Source organism: Streptococcus sp. SP1 (genome assembly GCF_030440005.1).
Classification (GTDB): Bacteria; Bacillota; Bacilli; order Lactobacillales; family Streptococcaceae; genus Streptococcus; species Streptococcus parasanguinis.
This window is the reverse complement of the sequence record NZ_JAQFJJ010000005.1, coordinates 54,175-68,679: the sequence shown is the minus strand read 5'-3', so window position 1 is coordinate 68,679 and position 14,505 is coordinate 54,175. Positions and strand designations below refer to the sequence as shown.

Here is a 14,505-nt window from a genome sequence, read left to right as displayed (position 1 = left end):
AAAAACCTGTACTTCCAATATATCATAGAACGGGCTCTTTGCCCAGCATTTTACCTAAAACGAAGCCCCTTTGGATAGAAATTTTTCAGGGTCTGTCCAGTCACTTTGGCAAAGCCCAAACCATTGCCTTCGACCAGGACCTGGTACCACCCATTTGGATGCGTTTCCTTCAATTGAACCGTCTCTCCCGCCACATAATGAACAAAGTCCTCAGGCGTGATCGAAACGGTCTCTTTGACTTCACTCGGTCTCAATGCTAGACCGAGGGCAAAACTAGGTTCAAATCGATTTTTCTTAAAGGTCCCTAGGTGCAAGCCATTTCGGGCAATTTTTACTTTGCGCAAATCTGGTAAACCAAGTGGTACCAAATACAGTTCATCCCCAAAGGTTTCGAGGACTCCTTCCAGAGTAATCTTCAAATGTTTCTTGGCAAACTCCTGCCACCATTTCTTTTGTTCTGCAGATAATTGGTCCTTTTTGGAAGGGATTTTAGCAGGACGATTCTCTCCTAGATAACGGAACTTAGCAACAAATTGTCCCTCCCCTTTAAAGAGATGAGGATACATGCGCGCCGTTTCTGGATGGTCAATGCCTTCTGCCATACCATTGATCTTCTCGATCGTTTCCAGCTCCAGATCATAGTTTTCCAAAAGCCAGGATACGACCTCTTCATTTTCCTCTGGAGCCCAGGTACAGGTTGAATAAACCAAGGAACCACCTGGAACCAACATCTTGAGGGCATCCTCAAGAATCTCTCTTTGAAGTAGGCTGCACTCTCGAGGATAATCGACAGACCAATAGTCCATGGCATCGGGTTGCTTACGAAACATCCCCTCACCTGAACATGGGGCGTCTAGTACAATCAAATCAAAAAAGCCTGAGAAAACTTTGGCCAGACGATCGGCAGACTCATTGGTTACTAGCACATTTCGCGCACCAAAGCGTTCGACATTCTCTACAAGAATTTTCGAGCGGCCCTTGTGGATTTCATTGGAGACCAAGAGTCCCTGATTGTCCAAATAAGACAAGAGTTGGGTGGTCTTTCCGCCAGGAGCTGCGGCCAAGTCCAGTACCTTCATCCCTGGCTTCGGCTGAGCGACTTGGGCCACTATCTGAGCTGCTGGTTCTTGTGAATAGACCAAGCCCGTTGCGTGCTCAATGGATTTTCCTGAGACCTTTCCATAATGGCCCCAAGGGGTATTAGGAATCGGATCATCAAATGCTTTTTGAGCTTCTTTCAAAGGATTAGTCCGAAAGGCCGATACTGCTTCTTGCTCAAAGGTCGCAAAAAAAGCAGCAGCATCCTCACCTAGAAGATGCTGGTATTTTTCTTTAAAACCATTGGGAAAATTCATTTAACTTCTCCCTTTCTTAAGATAGGTTTGAATTTCTGTTAACTTCACTTTTGGAACCATCATAATGGGTTCCACTGTCTGGTAATTGGGTTTATCTCCATTTAGATTTAAAACGGTATAGCCCAACTGTTCCCCCATGATCGCAGCTGCGGCATAATCCCAAGGCCAGATGTAGCTAAAATAAGCTAGAATCCCACCTGAGAGAATTTTTGAAAAACTAATACCGGCACTTCCGTAGACCCGAATGCCAAGAGAGTCCATACCAAGGTCGGCCATGCCCCAGTCATTTTTCTCAAGCATGCCGACATTTGAAGCAATCAAAAAGTTTTCCAGAGGTTGGTCCACAAAGGGTGTCAGTTCAACCTCATTGCGATAAACAGGGAATTCTCCACCCCCGAAAAAAAGGTGATCCCGCATAACATCGTAGATCAGGCCAAACTGACCAATTCCGTCTTCAAAATAGGCCACCATCACCGCAAAATCTTCCTTTTGGGTCACAAAATTATTGGTCCCATCAATTGGATCAATCACCCAAACGGATCCTTCTGAAATCGGTGAACGAAGGCCATCTTCCTCCGCAAAAATCCGATCTTCTGGGTAGCGATGTGTGATTTTTTCAACCAAATCCTTTTGAACCTGTTGGTCCATCTGGGTGACTAAATCTGTCGGCCCCGTCTTTTTTGAGATCATCAAGGTATCATGGAGATGAAGACGCAAATAGTCTCCAGCCTCTAAAACGATTTGTTTGGCAAACTCTAATTTATTCTTCAAGAGAAAACCATCCTTCCTCTTTTTGCTTTGCAGCCTGGGTCGCACGATAGAGAGAATAACCGCTCACTTCTTCGAACTCCCGTCCAAGACGCTTTTCTTCTCCGATACTAGGCACGACCTTCTTAAAAGCCCGGTAGGCTTCCATGTATTCTTTGGCTTCTACCTTACTTTCATAGGCTTCTTCAACTTTATTGAAAAAAGAAAGCACTGAAGCAAGCTCTTCAGTGCTCCACGATAAGTCCAGTGGGTAACTATAATTTTTTTGCATTCGACATACTTCTTAGTTTATTTCTGCTCTTAGAGTGGCAGAGCGTAACTCTTGTTTACGATAACTCCGTGGCAAGAAGGCCCGAATTTCATCTTCGTTAAAGCCAATCTGCATGCGTTTGTTATCTAAAATAATCGGTCTCCGTAAGAGACTTGGATTTTCCTCAATCAGACGGATCAAGGCTGAGATGGATAAATCTTCAACATCAACATCCAATTTTTGGAAAATTTTTGAACGAGTTGAAATAATGTCGTCTGTTCCGTTTTCGGTCAAGGCCAATATACTTGTCAACTCCTGTTTGCTCAAAGGACTTGTCATAATATTGTGTTCTTTAAATGGAACATCGTGCTTTTTTAACCAAGCCCGAGCTTTTCGACATGATGTACAACTCGGCGATAAAAATAATGTAATCATGTGGTTCACTTCTTTTTTTATATATAACTATCTGACTCTATTATACAAAAAAATTAGGTGCTTGAAAAGCGCTTTTTTGATTTCTCGACGATTTTTCTAAATTTCAGCGAAAAAAAGAAATCCCTTTCATTTTTTCCAAGAAAAAGCTAGAAAAAAGGATTAGGTAAGCTCCTAATCCTTGGTCCAGTTTCGTGAAATTGCTTCATCTTCTTTCAATTGAGCCACTAGTTGATCGATCCCATCGAATTTGACCATTTCTCGTATCTTATCCAACCAATGAATGGTCAAAGTATGGCCATAAATATCTCCAGAAAAATCAAAGAGATTGACTTCGAAACGAAGCTCTTTTCCATCAAAGGTGACATTTTTTCCGACAGAAGCCATGCCTCGATAGATCTGCCCTTTAAAATCAACATCAACTACATAAACCCCATCTGATGGGAGATAGGTCCGGTCAATCGGCGCTAAATTGGCAGTAGGATAGCCAATGGTTCGGCCACGCGCATCCCCATGCACGACGATTCCTCGACTGGATAAAGGGTGACCAAGTAGACGGGCAGCTTCTTGAACGCGTCCTTCCAGGACAGCCTGACGAATGCGGGTCGAACTAATCTTTTCCCCCTGATCCAATACAGGAGAAATGACTTCCACTTGACCATCAAAATAAGCAGCTAAGTCAGAGGCAGTTTTCTTATCAGAGCCAAAACTATAATCAAATCCAGCAATTAAGACCCGAGCTCTCAAGGCTTTGACAAATTGATCAACAAATTCTTTGGCTGTTTTAGAAGCAAAATCGGTCGTAAAATCAATGAGAAAGAGCTCATCCACTCCTAGTTCGTTTAATTTTTGGAACCGATCCTCAGGACTCTGCAAATGAAGCAGTAATTCTGGTTGGTAGCGAACAAAGGCTAACTTAGGAGATTCAGGAAAGGTTAACAAAGCGACCTTCAAGCCTTTTTCACCTGCTATCTGACGCGCCTTTTTAAAGAGTTCTTGATGCCCCAGATGCAGGCCATCAAAGTAGCCCAGAACCAAAACTGTCTCATTCTCCAAATGGATCTGGTTAGCAGTAGTTATCGTACGAATATTCATGAATTTATTGTAACACACTTTCTGTTAGAAAAACTTTTCGAGGTTTGTAAAGTTCTTCTCTTTTTTCTAAAATGGCTACCAATTTCCCTTGGTAAAAAGCAGCTAACTCTCTGGCTTCACTCTCAACAAGAATAAAGCGTCCCACTTGGACTTCGCCAACCTCTTCGACTGTCAGCTCTACTTTTTCAAGATCCCCGGTTCCAATTTCAAGTGGATGAAGGATGCTCAAATCTCCTTGCGCTACTTTTTCTGCCACTTCTTCCAAGGTCAGGGCATCATCCAGTGACAAACCGGCAGCACTGGTCCGTGTCAGATGAGACATATGGGCTGCGTAGCCCAGTTTCTGCCCTAAATCCACAGACAAGGTCCGGATATAAGTCCCCTTGCTGCATTTAACCCGAAAACGAAAACGGGCTAGTCCTTCCTCGTAGCTAATCTCACTAGTGCGCGTAAAGTCATAAATGGTCACTTGCCGGACAGGGCGTTCCACTTCTTCTCCTGCCCGTGCATATTCATATAGCTTGCGTCCATTGACCTTGACCGCTGAATACATAGGCGGTACCTGCTCGATCTCTCCCACCATCTGGGCAATTATGCGATCGACCTCTGCTACATCTAAAGGGGCTTCCACTGGGGTCCGCTCAACAACATCCCCGCTGGCATCTTCTGTCGTGGTAGAAAATCCCAAAGTGATTTCTCCTTCATAGATCTTGCCTTCATCTTGCATGAATTCGACCATCCGGGTCGCCTTGCCAACTGCAATCGGAAGCACTCCTACCACATCTGGATCCAACGTTCCTCCATGACCGATCTTCTTGGTTCCTAGGATTTTTCGCAGTTTAAAGACCACATCATGTGAAGTCATGCCCGCTTCTTTTTTTACATTGATAATTCCGTCCATCTGATTTGCTCTTTCTAACTGATTGTGTGACCATCCGGGCCACCGACCCTTTATTATACCACGAAACGAGACTTCTTGTCCCTCTTTCCCCCTTCCCATGAGCTCCTAAAAAATCCCGTAGCAGATTTCAGACTTTTTAAAATGGGTTTGATACAATAGAAACCGAAAGAAGGTGTAACATATGTTAATGTATGATGTTATTGTGATTGGATTTGGTAAAGCTGGTAAAACACTTGCAGCGAAATTATCAAGCCAAGGAAAAAAAGTCGCTCTGATTGAAAAGAGCAAGTCTATGTATGGTGGTACTTGTATCAATATCGCTTGTATTCCCACCAAGACCTTGATTGTTGCAGCTGAAAAAGGCTTGGATTTTGATCAAGCCATGAATGAGAAAAATGCGGTCACTACTCGTCTCAATGGCAAGAACTACGCAACTATTACTGGAACTGGTGTAGACATTATCGATGCAACTGCTCGTTTCGTTTCTAACAAGGTCATCGAAATTCAAGCTGGAGATGAAAAAGAAGAATTGACAGCTGAAACCATTATTATTAATACTGGTGCTGTGCCAAATGTCCTTCCAATCCCAGGATTAGCTGAAAGTAAATTTGCTGTGGATTCAACCGGTATTCAAGGTTTGGAAAACCTACCTAAACGCCTCGGTGTCCTTGGCGGTGGACCAATTGGATTGGAATTTGCTCATCTCTATAATACCTTGGGCAGCCAAGTAACGGTATTGGATGCTTCTGAAACATTCTTGCCACGGATCGAGCCCAGTATTGCAGCTCTTGCAAAAAGCTACCTTGAAGAAGATGGTATTCAATTCTTGCAAGGCGTTCATACCCAAGAAATCAAAGATGGCCAAAACAGCTTAACGGTTGTCACAGATAAAGGAGACTTCGAGTTTGATATCCTTCTCTACGCAACAGGACGTAAACCAAACACAACTGGACTTGGTCTTGAAAACACAGATATCAAAGTCACTGATCGTGGAGCGATCCGAGTCAACCGTCATTTGGAAACCAGCGTCCCTGGTGTCTTTGCAGTTGGGGATGTCAATGGTGGTCCTCAATTCACCTACATGTCACTCGATGACTTTCGCATCGTCTTCAACTACCTTACAGGCGATGGTAGCTACAATCTCGAAACTCGTAACAATTATGCGACAACACTCTTTATTGCTCCTCCACTGGCCCAAGTCGGCTTGACCGAGCAAGAAGCACGCGACAAAGGGCTTTCAGTCGCTGTTAAAGAATTGCCAGTTGCTGCCATGCCTCGTGGACATGTCAATGCAGACCTTCGAGGTGCCTTCAAAGCCGTGGTCAACCCAGAAACCAAAGAAATTCTTGGAGCGACTCTCTTTGGAGAAGCTGCAGGCGAACTTATCAACCTGATCACCATGGCCATGGACAACAAGATCCCTTACACTTACATCGCAAAACAAATCTTTACCCACCCAACCATGGCAGAAAACCTAAACGATCTCTTTGCGATTTAACTAGAATAAAAACGCTGGAAAATATTCCAGCTTTTTTTAGTTTAAGAATTTACAGACAGCCTCTTGAAATACTTTATTTTCTTCATAAAGAGCATGGCCAGAGTGCTTAAGAATGAGGAGTAGACAACCCGAAATCGCTTTTGCCAGTTCCTTAGATCCGTCCACACCAATCACATCATCTTCAAGCGCACCAAGGACAAAGGTCGGACACTGAATTTCCTTTAAGACCTCAAGGCTATCGTGAGTGAGGCAAGACTGAGACTGAATGGTAATTCGTTTCCCATCCTTAATTCGTCCCAAGCGACCCATGATATTATAAAGCAACCGCCACTTTTGATAGCTCTTTTGCGTGTAGGAGTGCTTTGCAATATCCAGCATGAGATGCTTAAAATTTCCAGATTGACTAAGTTGTTGCCAATGTTCAATTCGTTCTCTAGCAAGTTGACTAGGTTTTGCAGTGGTCACAGCTAAGATGAGCTTTTGAACCTTTTCAGGGAAATCTGCCACCAACCATTGGGCAATCATTCCACCTTGTGAAATCCCCATGACATAGGCGGTATCTAGGTTTAGTGTCTCCATTGCTTCTGCTACATCTGCTGCCATATCCCGCGTCGTATAGCCCTGTCTCAGCTCATTGATTCGAGAAAAAACGTAGATTTTATAGCACTTAGCAAGTAGACGATAAGAGAGAGAAAAGAGCTTGGCCTTTCCTTTAACGGTCTGAAGCCCATCCCCCAACCCTGGTATGATAACGAGAGACTTCTTTCCTTTACCAAAGGTCACATAGTCCATGCTCTTTTCGTTAAAATATAAGGTTTTCCCTTTTGTTGAAGACATTACTTCGTTCCCTCTACTATTTTTTCATGATTTACTTATGTTGAGTTTTTAAATGCAAGGCAAAGCCGGCAGTCACTTTTTCAAATCCAACTGCCTGATAAAACTGATGTGCAGCATTTCGTTCAGCGGTTAATCCACTATTTAAAGCCAGTGCCTCAACTCCTTCTTTTACCGCTTGTTTTTTCAATTCATCGATTAGCCTACTAGCAATTCCTTGTCGTCTTGTTTCTTTTGCAACTGACAAAGCTAAAATACGATAGTAAGATCCATCTGCTTCAAAAAAGAAGAGCTTTGCATAACCTAAGAAACCTAAAATTTCTCCGTTTCTTTCAGCTAGAAGACAGCCATAATGTGGTTGAGAAAGAATCATTTCTAAACGTCGAGACAGCTTAGAAGCGGTCGTTGGATAGCCCAAGTCTTCGTATAAAGACAGTAGGGCTTCAGCATCTTTTATGGTTGCTTTTCGTATCTGCATAGGATCCTCCTAGTCTTCCTTCAAGGCATCAAACTTAGCCTTCATGGTTGGATTCTTCCGAGTCAATTTTTTAACGGAAACATCATCCAATTTATTATTGGCAAGTCGGAGTTGATTTTCTGATGTGGTCAAGAATTTCTTGACTTCTTCCATCCGCTTGATGGCTTTGTCGATTTCATCGATAGCCTTGCCAAAGTTGACCGAAGCCGAATTGTAGTTCTTAGCAAAGGCTACTTTGAAGGCATCCAGGTCTTCTTCAAAGTGGGTGATGTCGATATTTTGTTCACGAACAAGCGCCAATTCCTGCTTGTATTTGAGAGAATTGAGGGCCGCATTACGCAGAAGCCCAATGATCTGGATAAAGAACTGAGGACGGACGACATACATCTTCTCATACTCGTGGCTGACATCGACAATCCCTGTGTTAAAGTAGTCGTTATCTGCTTCAAGCATGGTCACTAAAACCGCATACTCACAGTTCTTTTCTCGACGGTCCTTGTCCAATTCCTTGTAGAAATCCGCGTTCTTATGCTTCTTCTCTGTCCCATCAGCTTCATTCTTCATCTCAAACATAATGGAGATAATCTCCACTCCATTTTCATCACACTCGCGGAAGATAAAGTCACCTTTAGACCCACGCGCAGAGACCTTGTTGTCCTTTTCAAAATAGGCATTTGGAAAGGCAAAACTGCGAACCTTGTTGAATTCACTTTTCGCATACTGCTCCAGACTTTCCCCGATGGCCTTGGTCGACTGTTGGGCCTTAAAATTCTTGTAGAACTCGACCTGTTCATTGGCTGCCTTAAGTTGGGCTTCATAGTTTTGCTTAACAGAAGTCAGAGAAAGCTCGTTTTCTTTTTCTTGTAAGAGAAGCTGATTTTTAACCTGATCCCTTTCTTTCTCCAAGTCAGAGAGTGTCTTTTGCAGTTTGTTCTCATGCTCCAAGCGCAGAGTTGTCAGCTGATTCTCAAGTGCTTGCACTTCTTTTTCCTTCTCAAGTAGGCTTTGACTAGCCGTTTGCTCCACCTCTTTTTTGGCCAATTCTTTTTCAGTATCAAACTGTTGAATCTGGTTCTGTAACTGGGCAATTTCTTGGTCCTTCTTGGCTAACTTCTCTTGTTGCTCATTAAGGGCCTTTTGCTCTGCTAATGCCAACTCTTGTCGAATCCGCTCATGAATTTCCTTGTCAAATTCAGCTGTCCGTACCTGTGACAAGAGTTCGCTGTATTGACTTTCGTTGACTGTAAAGACTTCCCCACAGTTGGGGCACTTGATTTCGTTCATAGCATGCCTCTTTCTCTATTCTAAATATATTATATCATGCCACCAGTAAAATCAAAACCAGCAAACGAAGCTTGCTCCTACTATTTCCCTAGTTTATGACAGTAAATAGAATAAATGAGAGAATTTAAGAAAGCAGAACGATGACCATTAAAACTTCCCGCCGTGAGAAAAGCAGGAGAAACAGATTTGTTTCTCCTGCTCGGTAGATTTGAGACAGAAGGCTCAAATCTAAGGTATGGAATCCCAAAGGGAGTCGCTACCGTCCGCCCTCACCTAAGGGAAGTTTTATAAAACGAAAAAACCAGCAAGCTAGGCTTACTGGTTTCAGTTTATTTCTTCTCAATTGGCGCGACACTAGCCAAGAGTTTTTTGAGACCCACTTCTGGAAAGTTGATCTTGAGCTCTTGGGTACTGCCACTACCAGATACTTCAAGCACAGTTCCTTCTCCCCACTTCTTGTGAAGGGCAATGTCGCCAATGGACCAAGCGACGCTTTCTTTAGCGCTAGAACGGTTGCTATTGACAAAAGGTAGGCTTGATGACGTGAGAGCACTCGGAGCTGCTTGTCTCTTGCGCTCTTGAAGGGCTTGTGACAGGCTCATTCCCTTTCCAAAGGTCGTTCCGCCACCATTACTATAAGAAGCCTTAAAGCTGGTATTAACTGGACGGGCTAATCCTTGGTAGGTCAATAAATCCGAGCTAATTTCATTGATGAAACGCGTTGGCCGGTTGTAGCTAGTCCGTCCAAAGAGCAAACGTGAGTTAGCATTGGTCAAGAAGAGAACCTTCTCTGCCCGCGTGATCCCTACATAAGCCAAGCGCCGCTCTTCTTCCAACTCATCTGGATCCTCAGCCGCACGACTAAGAGGAAAGACATTTTCTTCCATCCCAATCAAGAAGACGACTGGGAACTCCAATCCCTTGGCTGCATGAAGAGTCATCAGGGTCACTTCTGAGGTTTCTTGGGCCCCATCATCTGTATCGGCAATCAAAGCCAAATCGTTCAAGAAGCGACTCAAGGTTTCCACACCTGATTCGTCTTCGACGGTCTCTCCATTTTCATCAAAATTCTTGGTAACAGACAGGAACTCTTGGATATTCTCGATGCGGGCCTGACTTTCCAAATTTCCCTGATTGGTTAGGGCTGTCATATAACCTGTCTTGTCAAGGACTTCTTCGACCAACTCTGTAATGGTCAGCTGGTCCAATCTTTCTCTCAAATCAAGAATGAGATTGGCAAAGTCCCAGATGGCTTGGGCAGCCTTTCCTTTGATGCCTGAGAGCATGATATTGGCTGAAGCATCCAGGAGTGAGGACTCTTGCATTTGAGCAAAATCGCGAATCTTATCCACTGTACCTGGCCCGATTCCCCGCTTAGGTTCATTGATAATGCGCTCAAAACTGATATTGTCACTGAGATTGGCAATCAAGTTCAGATAAGCAATGACATCTCGAATTTCCTTACGGCTGTAGAACTTGGTGCCCCCTACCATGGTGTAAGGAATGTTGGACTTGAGCAGGGCTTCTTCAATGGTCCGTGACTGGGCATTGGTCCGGTAGAGAACCGCAAAATCACGGTGTTTGTAGCCAGCTTCACGACTGAGCTCTTCAATCGTTTTAGCAACAAAGACTGCTTCATCCTGCTCGTCATTAGCCCGGTAATAGACAATCTCTTCCCCGTCTTCATTTTGTGTCCAGAGATTCTTCGGACGGCGGTGGCGATTGTTTTTGATGACATCATTGGCTGCTTGCAAAATCGTCTTAGTCGAGCGGTAATTCTCTTCTAGGAGGACGACCTTAGCTTCCTTATAATCCTTCTCAAAGTCCAGGATATTCTGCATATCTGCTCCCCGCCAGCCATAAATAGACTGGTCCGCATCCCCAACGACACAGATATTTTTAAAACGTGAAGCCAAGAGTTTGACCAACTGGTATTGAGCATGGTTGGTATCTTGGTACTCATCCACGTGGATGTATTGGAACTTCTGCTGGTAATAGGTCAGCACATCAGGATGCTGATCAAAAAGACGCAAGGTCAGCATGATCAAATCATCGAAGTCCACTGCTTCCGACTGACGGAGTTCTTTTTGGTAAGCCTCATAACACTTGGCGACGATCTGAGTATACATATCTCCCGCCTGAGCAGCATAGGCCACTTCATCGATCAAGTCATTTTTGGCATTGGAAATAGTCCCCAAAATGGTCCGTTCATTCCATTTTTTTGGATCTAAATTCAAGGACTTCAAGATCCGCTTCATCAAGGTCCGCTGCTCACCTGGATCGACAATGGTAAAATTGCGATTGTAGCCAATATGATCCGCATCTCGACGGAGGATGCGCACACACATGGAGTGGAAGGTGGCAATCAAGCAATCTTGGGTGGCTGGATTCAACTGATATGCCCGCTCCTTCATTTCCCGAGCGGCTTTATTGGTAAAGGTAATGGCCAAAATATTCCAAGGATTGACCATTTTTTCATCGATTAAGTAAGCGATGCGGTGGGTCAGGACACGTGTCTTACCCGAACCAGCCCCCGCCATGATCAAGAGGGGACCTTCTGTCGTTTGGACCGCCTCTGCCTGGCGATCATTCATACCATTCAATAAAGGATTCATCTCATACTCCTCATTCATTCAATCGTTCTATTATACCACAAAAACCGGCCTAGCTTCTTTTAAAAAAGGACTCATTTGAATTTCCCTTCCAAAAACGATATAATAGTAGCTTAAAGAAAACAGGTTCATATCCGAGGTTGTAGGAGGAAATTTTGGAAAAACCATACAGTAACTTAAAACTGGCTGAACGTGGTGCCATCATCAGTATTTTAGCCTATTTACTACTTTCTTCAGCAAAATTAGCTACCGGCCATTTGCTTCACTCCTCTAGTTTGGTAGCCGATGGATTTAACAACTTATCAGATATTATCAGCAATGCTGCCCTGCTCATCGGGATTCGTCTCGCGCGCCAACCAGCTGACCGTGATCACAAATTTGGTCACTGGAAAATTGAAGATCTAGCTAGTCTAGTCACCTCCATCATTATGTTTTATGTCGGTTTTGATGTCTTACGCGATACCCTCCAAAAGATCTTCAGCAATGAAACAGTTAGCATTGATCCACTCGGTGCTGGTGTCGGAGTAGTTTCAGCCCTTGTCATGCTAGGCGTTTATTTCTACAATCTTCGCTTAGCAACACAGGCCAAATCAAAAGCCTTAAAAGCGGCCGCAAAAGACAATCTTTCAGACGTCGTCACTTCTCTTGGAACGTCGATCGCGATCGCTGCTAGTGCTTTTAACTATCCAATTGTCGATAAGATCGCAGCCATTATCATCACCTTCTTTATCCTCAAAACAGCCTACGATATCTTTATGGAATCTTCCTTTAGTCTTTCAGACGGCTTTGACGATAGTCTCCTCGAAGATTACGAAAAAGCTATTTTAAAACTCCCTAAGATTGCACGTGTGAAATCACAACGCGGACGAACCTACGGAAGCAATATCTATCTGGACGTTGTCTTGGAGATGAATCCCGATCTTTCAGTCTATGAAAGCCATGCGATCACAGAAGAAGTCGAGGATCTTCTGAAAGAAGAATTTGGAGTATTTGACATTGACGTCCATGTAGAACCTAGCTCAATTCCTGAGGATGAGTTGATCGAAAACGTTGAAAAGAAACTCTTGACCTACGAAAAACGCCTCTATGCTAAGCAAGAGTTTGATACATTGCTAGCGGATAATTATACCTTGATTGACGATACCGGTCACGAACACAACAAGGCAGAATTAATAGAGGCTCTCGCAAGCGACCAAGTTCAATTCCAAAACTTTGAACTGGAGTCCATCAGTCAAAAAACCAAACTTATCCGTTATGAACTAGACGGTCAAATCCATACCAGTCTCTGGCGTCGCCACGAAACTTGGCAAAAGATTTTCCATCAAATCACAAATAAAACCGACTAAAAGAGGCTGGGACAAAAGTCCTAGCCTCTCAATTGTTTTTGGATTGTCGAGCAAGACGCAGTGGTTGAGTGGGCTCTACTACGCTGATTTCATCAGCTTTTACAGCCCTACTCAACTGTGCGGAGGTGGGACGACGAAATCGAATTCTAACGAATTACCAATTTCTGTCCCACTCTCTTTTTTACTTGATGTCATCTGTCGCTACATCCGTCCCGAACCACTTCTTAGAGATCTTTTGGAACTGGCCCTTTTGATAAAGTTTTACGAAAGCTTCATCAATTTTTTTCTTCAAGGTTTTATCCGCCTTGCGCACCCCTACCGCAAAGGATTCTGTCTCAAAACCGACAGGAAAGACATTGTAGTCTTTTAAAATTCCTTCCGTTTGCAGATAATAGTTGGCATAGACACGGTCGATTAAGAGGCCATCGATCCGATCATTCTGAAGATCGATCAGCGCCTCGTTGAAACTCTGGTATTGGGTAGCTTTTTGATTTTTAACCTTATTTTTTAAGATTTTAGGATTGGCTTCAAAATCCCTATAGCCGGAAGATCCAGTCTGGGCACCTAATCGTTTCTCTTTCATCCCATCGACTGATTGGATCCCAGAAGCTTTCTTAGTGACCAAGACTTGTTCATTTTTCATATAGGGCTTGGTAAAAGCAACACTTTCCCGACGTTCATCTGTTGCAGAATAGCCATTCCAGATGGTATCAATGGTCCCATTTTTCAGTTCCGTCTCTTTCATATCCCAATCAATGGGTTGCCAGTTGACATGAATCCCATAAGATTCAAAGACTTGATTGGCCAAATCAATATCAAAACCAGCGTAGCTCCCATCTTTTTGCTCAAAACCCATGGGAACGAAAGTATTATCAAAACCAATCGTAATGGACTGCTCTTTTTGGTATTTTTGCCAGTTGTCCACTTTAGGATCACTCACTGTCTGTCCACAGGCAGTCAGAAGAACGAGACTAAGGACACCTAGCAGCCATGGTATTACTCGTTTCATAGTCTCCTCCTATTTAGACTCAACCTTGAGAAGAACATCCGCAATTGCTTCTGCAAATGGAATATCATGGGTAACAACGATCTGAGTCATCCCCAGTTCACGGTTTTGCAAGATTAGCTTCTCAACTTCTAATCGCAATTCTGGATCCAAGGCCGAAGTCGGCTCATCATAGCCAATAATTTCTGGATCGATCATCATAGCACGAGCCAATGCCACCCGTTGCTTCTGACCACCAGATAGAGAGAAGGGATAAGCATCCGCATGTTGTTCGAGTCCCAAACGCTCCAGTAAACTCATGGCTTTTTTACTCGCTTCTTCCTTAGTCACATTCATGGTCTTAACAGGAGACAAGATAAGGTTTTCCATGACCGATAAATGTGGAAATAATTGAAAATCTTGAAAGACAAAACCGAGAAGATTTCGTTTTTCTAAGGCATCCAGAGGCAAGTTTTCACCATTGTAGATGATCTGACCAGAATCAATGGTTTCAAGACCAGCTAACATGCGAAGCAAGGTGGTCTTTCCTCCTCCAGAAGGTCCAACAATGGCGACGATTTGTTTTTCAGGAACGAGAAGATTGAAATCTGATAAGATCTGCTTATCCCCAAACCGTTTCGAAATTTGTTTTAATTCTAACATATGC

The 14,505-nt window shown here is 43.6% G+C and carries 14 protein-coding genes; 2 read left to right on the top strand and 12 right to left on the bottom strand.

Annotated elements, in window-relative coordinates; all coding sequences use genetic code 11:
• Window positions 1-50: 50 nt before the first annotated feature.
• The 6 genes from PCY07_RS03940 to truB form a co-directional block, all read right to left on the bottom strand.
• Window positions 51-1,355: an RsmF rRNA methyltransferase first C-terminal domain-containing protein gene (locus PCY07_RS03940; RefSeq protein WP_301355350.1), complete on the bottom strand. Its 1,305-nt coding sequence runs from the start codon at window positions 1,353-1,355 to the stop codon at window positions 51-53.
• Window positions 1,356-2,126 (bottom strand): inositol monophosphatase family protein, encoded by a 771-nt coding sequence (locus PCY07_RS03935; protein ID WP_301355349.1) that lies wholly within the window; start codon window positions 2,124-2,126, stop codon window positions 1,356-1,358.
• Window positions 2,116-2,394 (bottom strand): UPF0223 family protein, encoded by a 279-nt coding sequence (locus PCY07_RS03930; protein ID WP_003003480.1) that lies wholly within the window; start codon window positions 2,392-2,394, stop codon window positions 2,116-2,118. Before PCY07_RS03930 ends, PCY07_RS03935 begins: the two co-directional genes overlap by 11 nt.
• A 12-nt stretch (window positions 2,395-2,406) precedes the next feature.
• Entirely contained in the window at window positions 2,407-2,808 is a 402-nt protein-coding gene (locus tag PCY07_RS03925; protein ID WP_021152971.1) for a Spx/MgsR family RNA polymerase-binding regulatory protein, read from the bottom strand.
• A 171-nt stretch (window positions 2,809-2,979) separates the two neighbouring features.
• The gene (locus PCY07_RS03920; protein WP_301355348.1) at window positions 2,980-3,900 is read right to left on the bottom strand and encodes a bifunctional riboflavin kinase/FAD synthetase; all 921 of its coding nucleotides are present in this window, start codon (window positions 3,898-3,900) and stop codon (window positions 2,980-2,982) included.
• Between the two features lie 4 nt (window positions 3,901-3,904).
• The gene (gene truB, locus PCY07_RS03915; protein WP_301355347.1) at window positions 3,905-4,801 is read right to left on the bottom strand and encodes a tRNA pseudouridine(55) synthase TruB; all 897 of its coding nucleotides are present in this window, start codon (window positions 4,799-4,801) and stop codon (window positions 3,905-3,907) included.
• 181 nt (window positions 4,802-4,982) lie between these two features.
• Between truB and PCY07_RS03910 the strand changes: the two genes are divergently transcribed.
• The gene (locus tag PCY07_RS03910; protein WP_301355346.1) at window positions 4,983-6,299 is read left to right on the top strand and encodes an FAD-containing oxidoreductase; all 1,317 of its coding nucleotides are present in this window, start codon (window positions 4,983-4,985) and stop codon (window positions 6,297-6,299) included.
• Window positions 6,300-6,335: 36 nt separating this feature from the next.
• On the opposite strand, the gene PCY07_RS03905 is transcribed toward PCY07_RS03910, so the two are convergent.
• The 4 genes from PCY07_RS03905 to pcrA form a co-directional block, all read right to left on the bottom strand.
• Window positions 6,336-7,136, bottom strand: a complete 801-nt coding sequence (locus PCY07_RS03905; protein ID WP_301355345.1) for an alpha/beta hydrolase — start codon at window positions 7,134-7,136, stop codon at window positions 6,336-6,338.
• A gap of 31 nt (window positions 7,137-7,167) precedes the next feature.
• A complete protein-coding gene (locus PCY07_RS03900; protein ID WP_301355343.1) occupies window positions 7,168-7,611 on the bottom strand; it encodes a GNAT family N-acetyltransferase in 444 nt (147 codons plus the stop codon).
• Between the two features lie 9 nt (window positions 7,612-7,620).
• Window positions 7,621-8,895: a DUF2130 domain-containing protein gene (locus tag PCY07_RS03895; RefSeq protein WP_301355342.1), complete on the bottom strand. Its 1,275-nt coding sequence runs from the start codon at window positions 8,893-8,895 to the stop codon at window positions 7,621-7,623.
• A gap of 329 nt (window positions 8,896-9,224) precedes the next feature.
• A complete protein-coding gene (pcrA, locus tag PCY07_RS03890; RefSeq protein WP_301355341.1) occupies window positions 9,225-11,510 on the bottom strand; it encodes a DNA helicase PcrA in 2,286 nt (761 codons plus the stop codon).
• Between the two features lie 152 nt (window positions 11,511-11,662).
• On the opposite strand from pcrA, the gene PCY07_RS03885 reads away from it, so the two are divergent.
• The gene (locus PCY07_RS03885; protein WP_301355339.1) at window positions 11,663-12,853 is read left to right on the top strand and encodes a cation diffusion facilitator family transporter; all 1,191 of its coding nucleotides are present in this window, start codon (window positions 11,663-11,665) and stop codon (window positions 12,851-12,853) included.
• 181 nt (window positions 12,854-13,034) lie between these two features.
• Here PCY07_RS03885 and PCY07_RS03880 read toward each other — a convergent pair whose 3' ends face one another.
• Window positions 13,035-13,862, bottom strand: coding sequence for an amino acid ABC transporter substrate-binding protein (locus PCY07_RS03880; protein WP_301355337.1), 828 nt, complete (start codon window positions 13,860-13,862; stop codon window positions 13,035-13,037).
• Between the two features lie 9 nt (window positions 13,863-13,871).
• A complete protein-coding gene (locus PCY07_RS03875) occupies window positions 13,872-14,501 on the bottom strand; it encodes an amino acid ABC transporter ATP-binding protein (protein ID WP_301355335.1) in 630 nt (209 codons plus the stop codon).
• Window positions 14,502-14,505: the final 4 nt, after the last annotated feature.

Bases quoted from the DNA above. Each gene is read 5' to 3' on its own strand.
- PCY07_RS03940 (WP_301355350.1), bottom strand. From the start codon at position 1,355: ATGAATTTTCCCAATGGTTTTAAAGAAAAATACCAGCATCTTCTAGGT.
- PCY07_RS03930 (WP_003003480.1), bottom strand. From the start codon at position 2,394: ATGCAAAAAAATTATAGTTACCCACTGGACTTATCGTGGAGCACTGAA.
- PCY07_RS03925 (WP_021152971.1), bottom strand. From the start codon at position 2,808: ATGATTACATTATTTTTATCGCCGAGTTGTACATCATGTCGAAAAGCT.
- PCY07_RS03920 (WP_301355348.1), bottom strand. From the start codon at position 3,900: ATGAATATTCGTACGATAACTACTGCTAACCAGATCCATTTGGAGAAT.
- truB (WP_301355347.1), bottom strand. From the start codon at position 4,801: ATGGACGGAATTATCAATGTAAAAAAAGAAGCGGGCATGACTTCACAT.
- PCY07_RS03910 (WP_301355346.1), top strand. From the start codon at position 4,983: ATGTTAATGTATGATGTTATTGTGATTGGATTTGGTAAAGCTGGTAAA.
- PCY07_RS03905 (WP_301355345.1), bottom strand. From the start codon at position 7,136: ATGTCTTCAACAAAAGGGAAAACCTTATATTTTAACGAAAAGAGCATG.
- PCY07_RS03900 (WP_301355343.1), bottom strand. From the start codon at position 7,611: ATGCAGATACGAAAAGCAACCATAAAAGATGCTGAAGCCCTACTGTCT.
- PCY07_RS03895 (WP_301355342.1), bottom strand. From the start codon at position 8,895: ATGAACGAAATCAAGTGCCCCAACTGTGGGGAAGTCTTTACAGTCAAC.
- pcrA (WP_301355341.1), bottom strand. From the start codon at position 11,510: ATGAATCCTTTATTGAATGGTATGAATGATCGCCAGGCAGAGGCGGTC.
- PCY07_RS03880 (WP_301355337.1), bottom strand. From the start codon at position 13,862: ATGAAACGAGTAATACCATGGCTGCTAGGTGTCCTTAGTCTCGTTCTT.
- PCY07_RS03875 (WP_301355335.1), bottom strand. From the start codon at position 14,501: ATGTTAGAATTAAAACAAATTTCGAAACGGTTTGGGGATAAGCAGATC.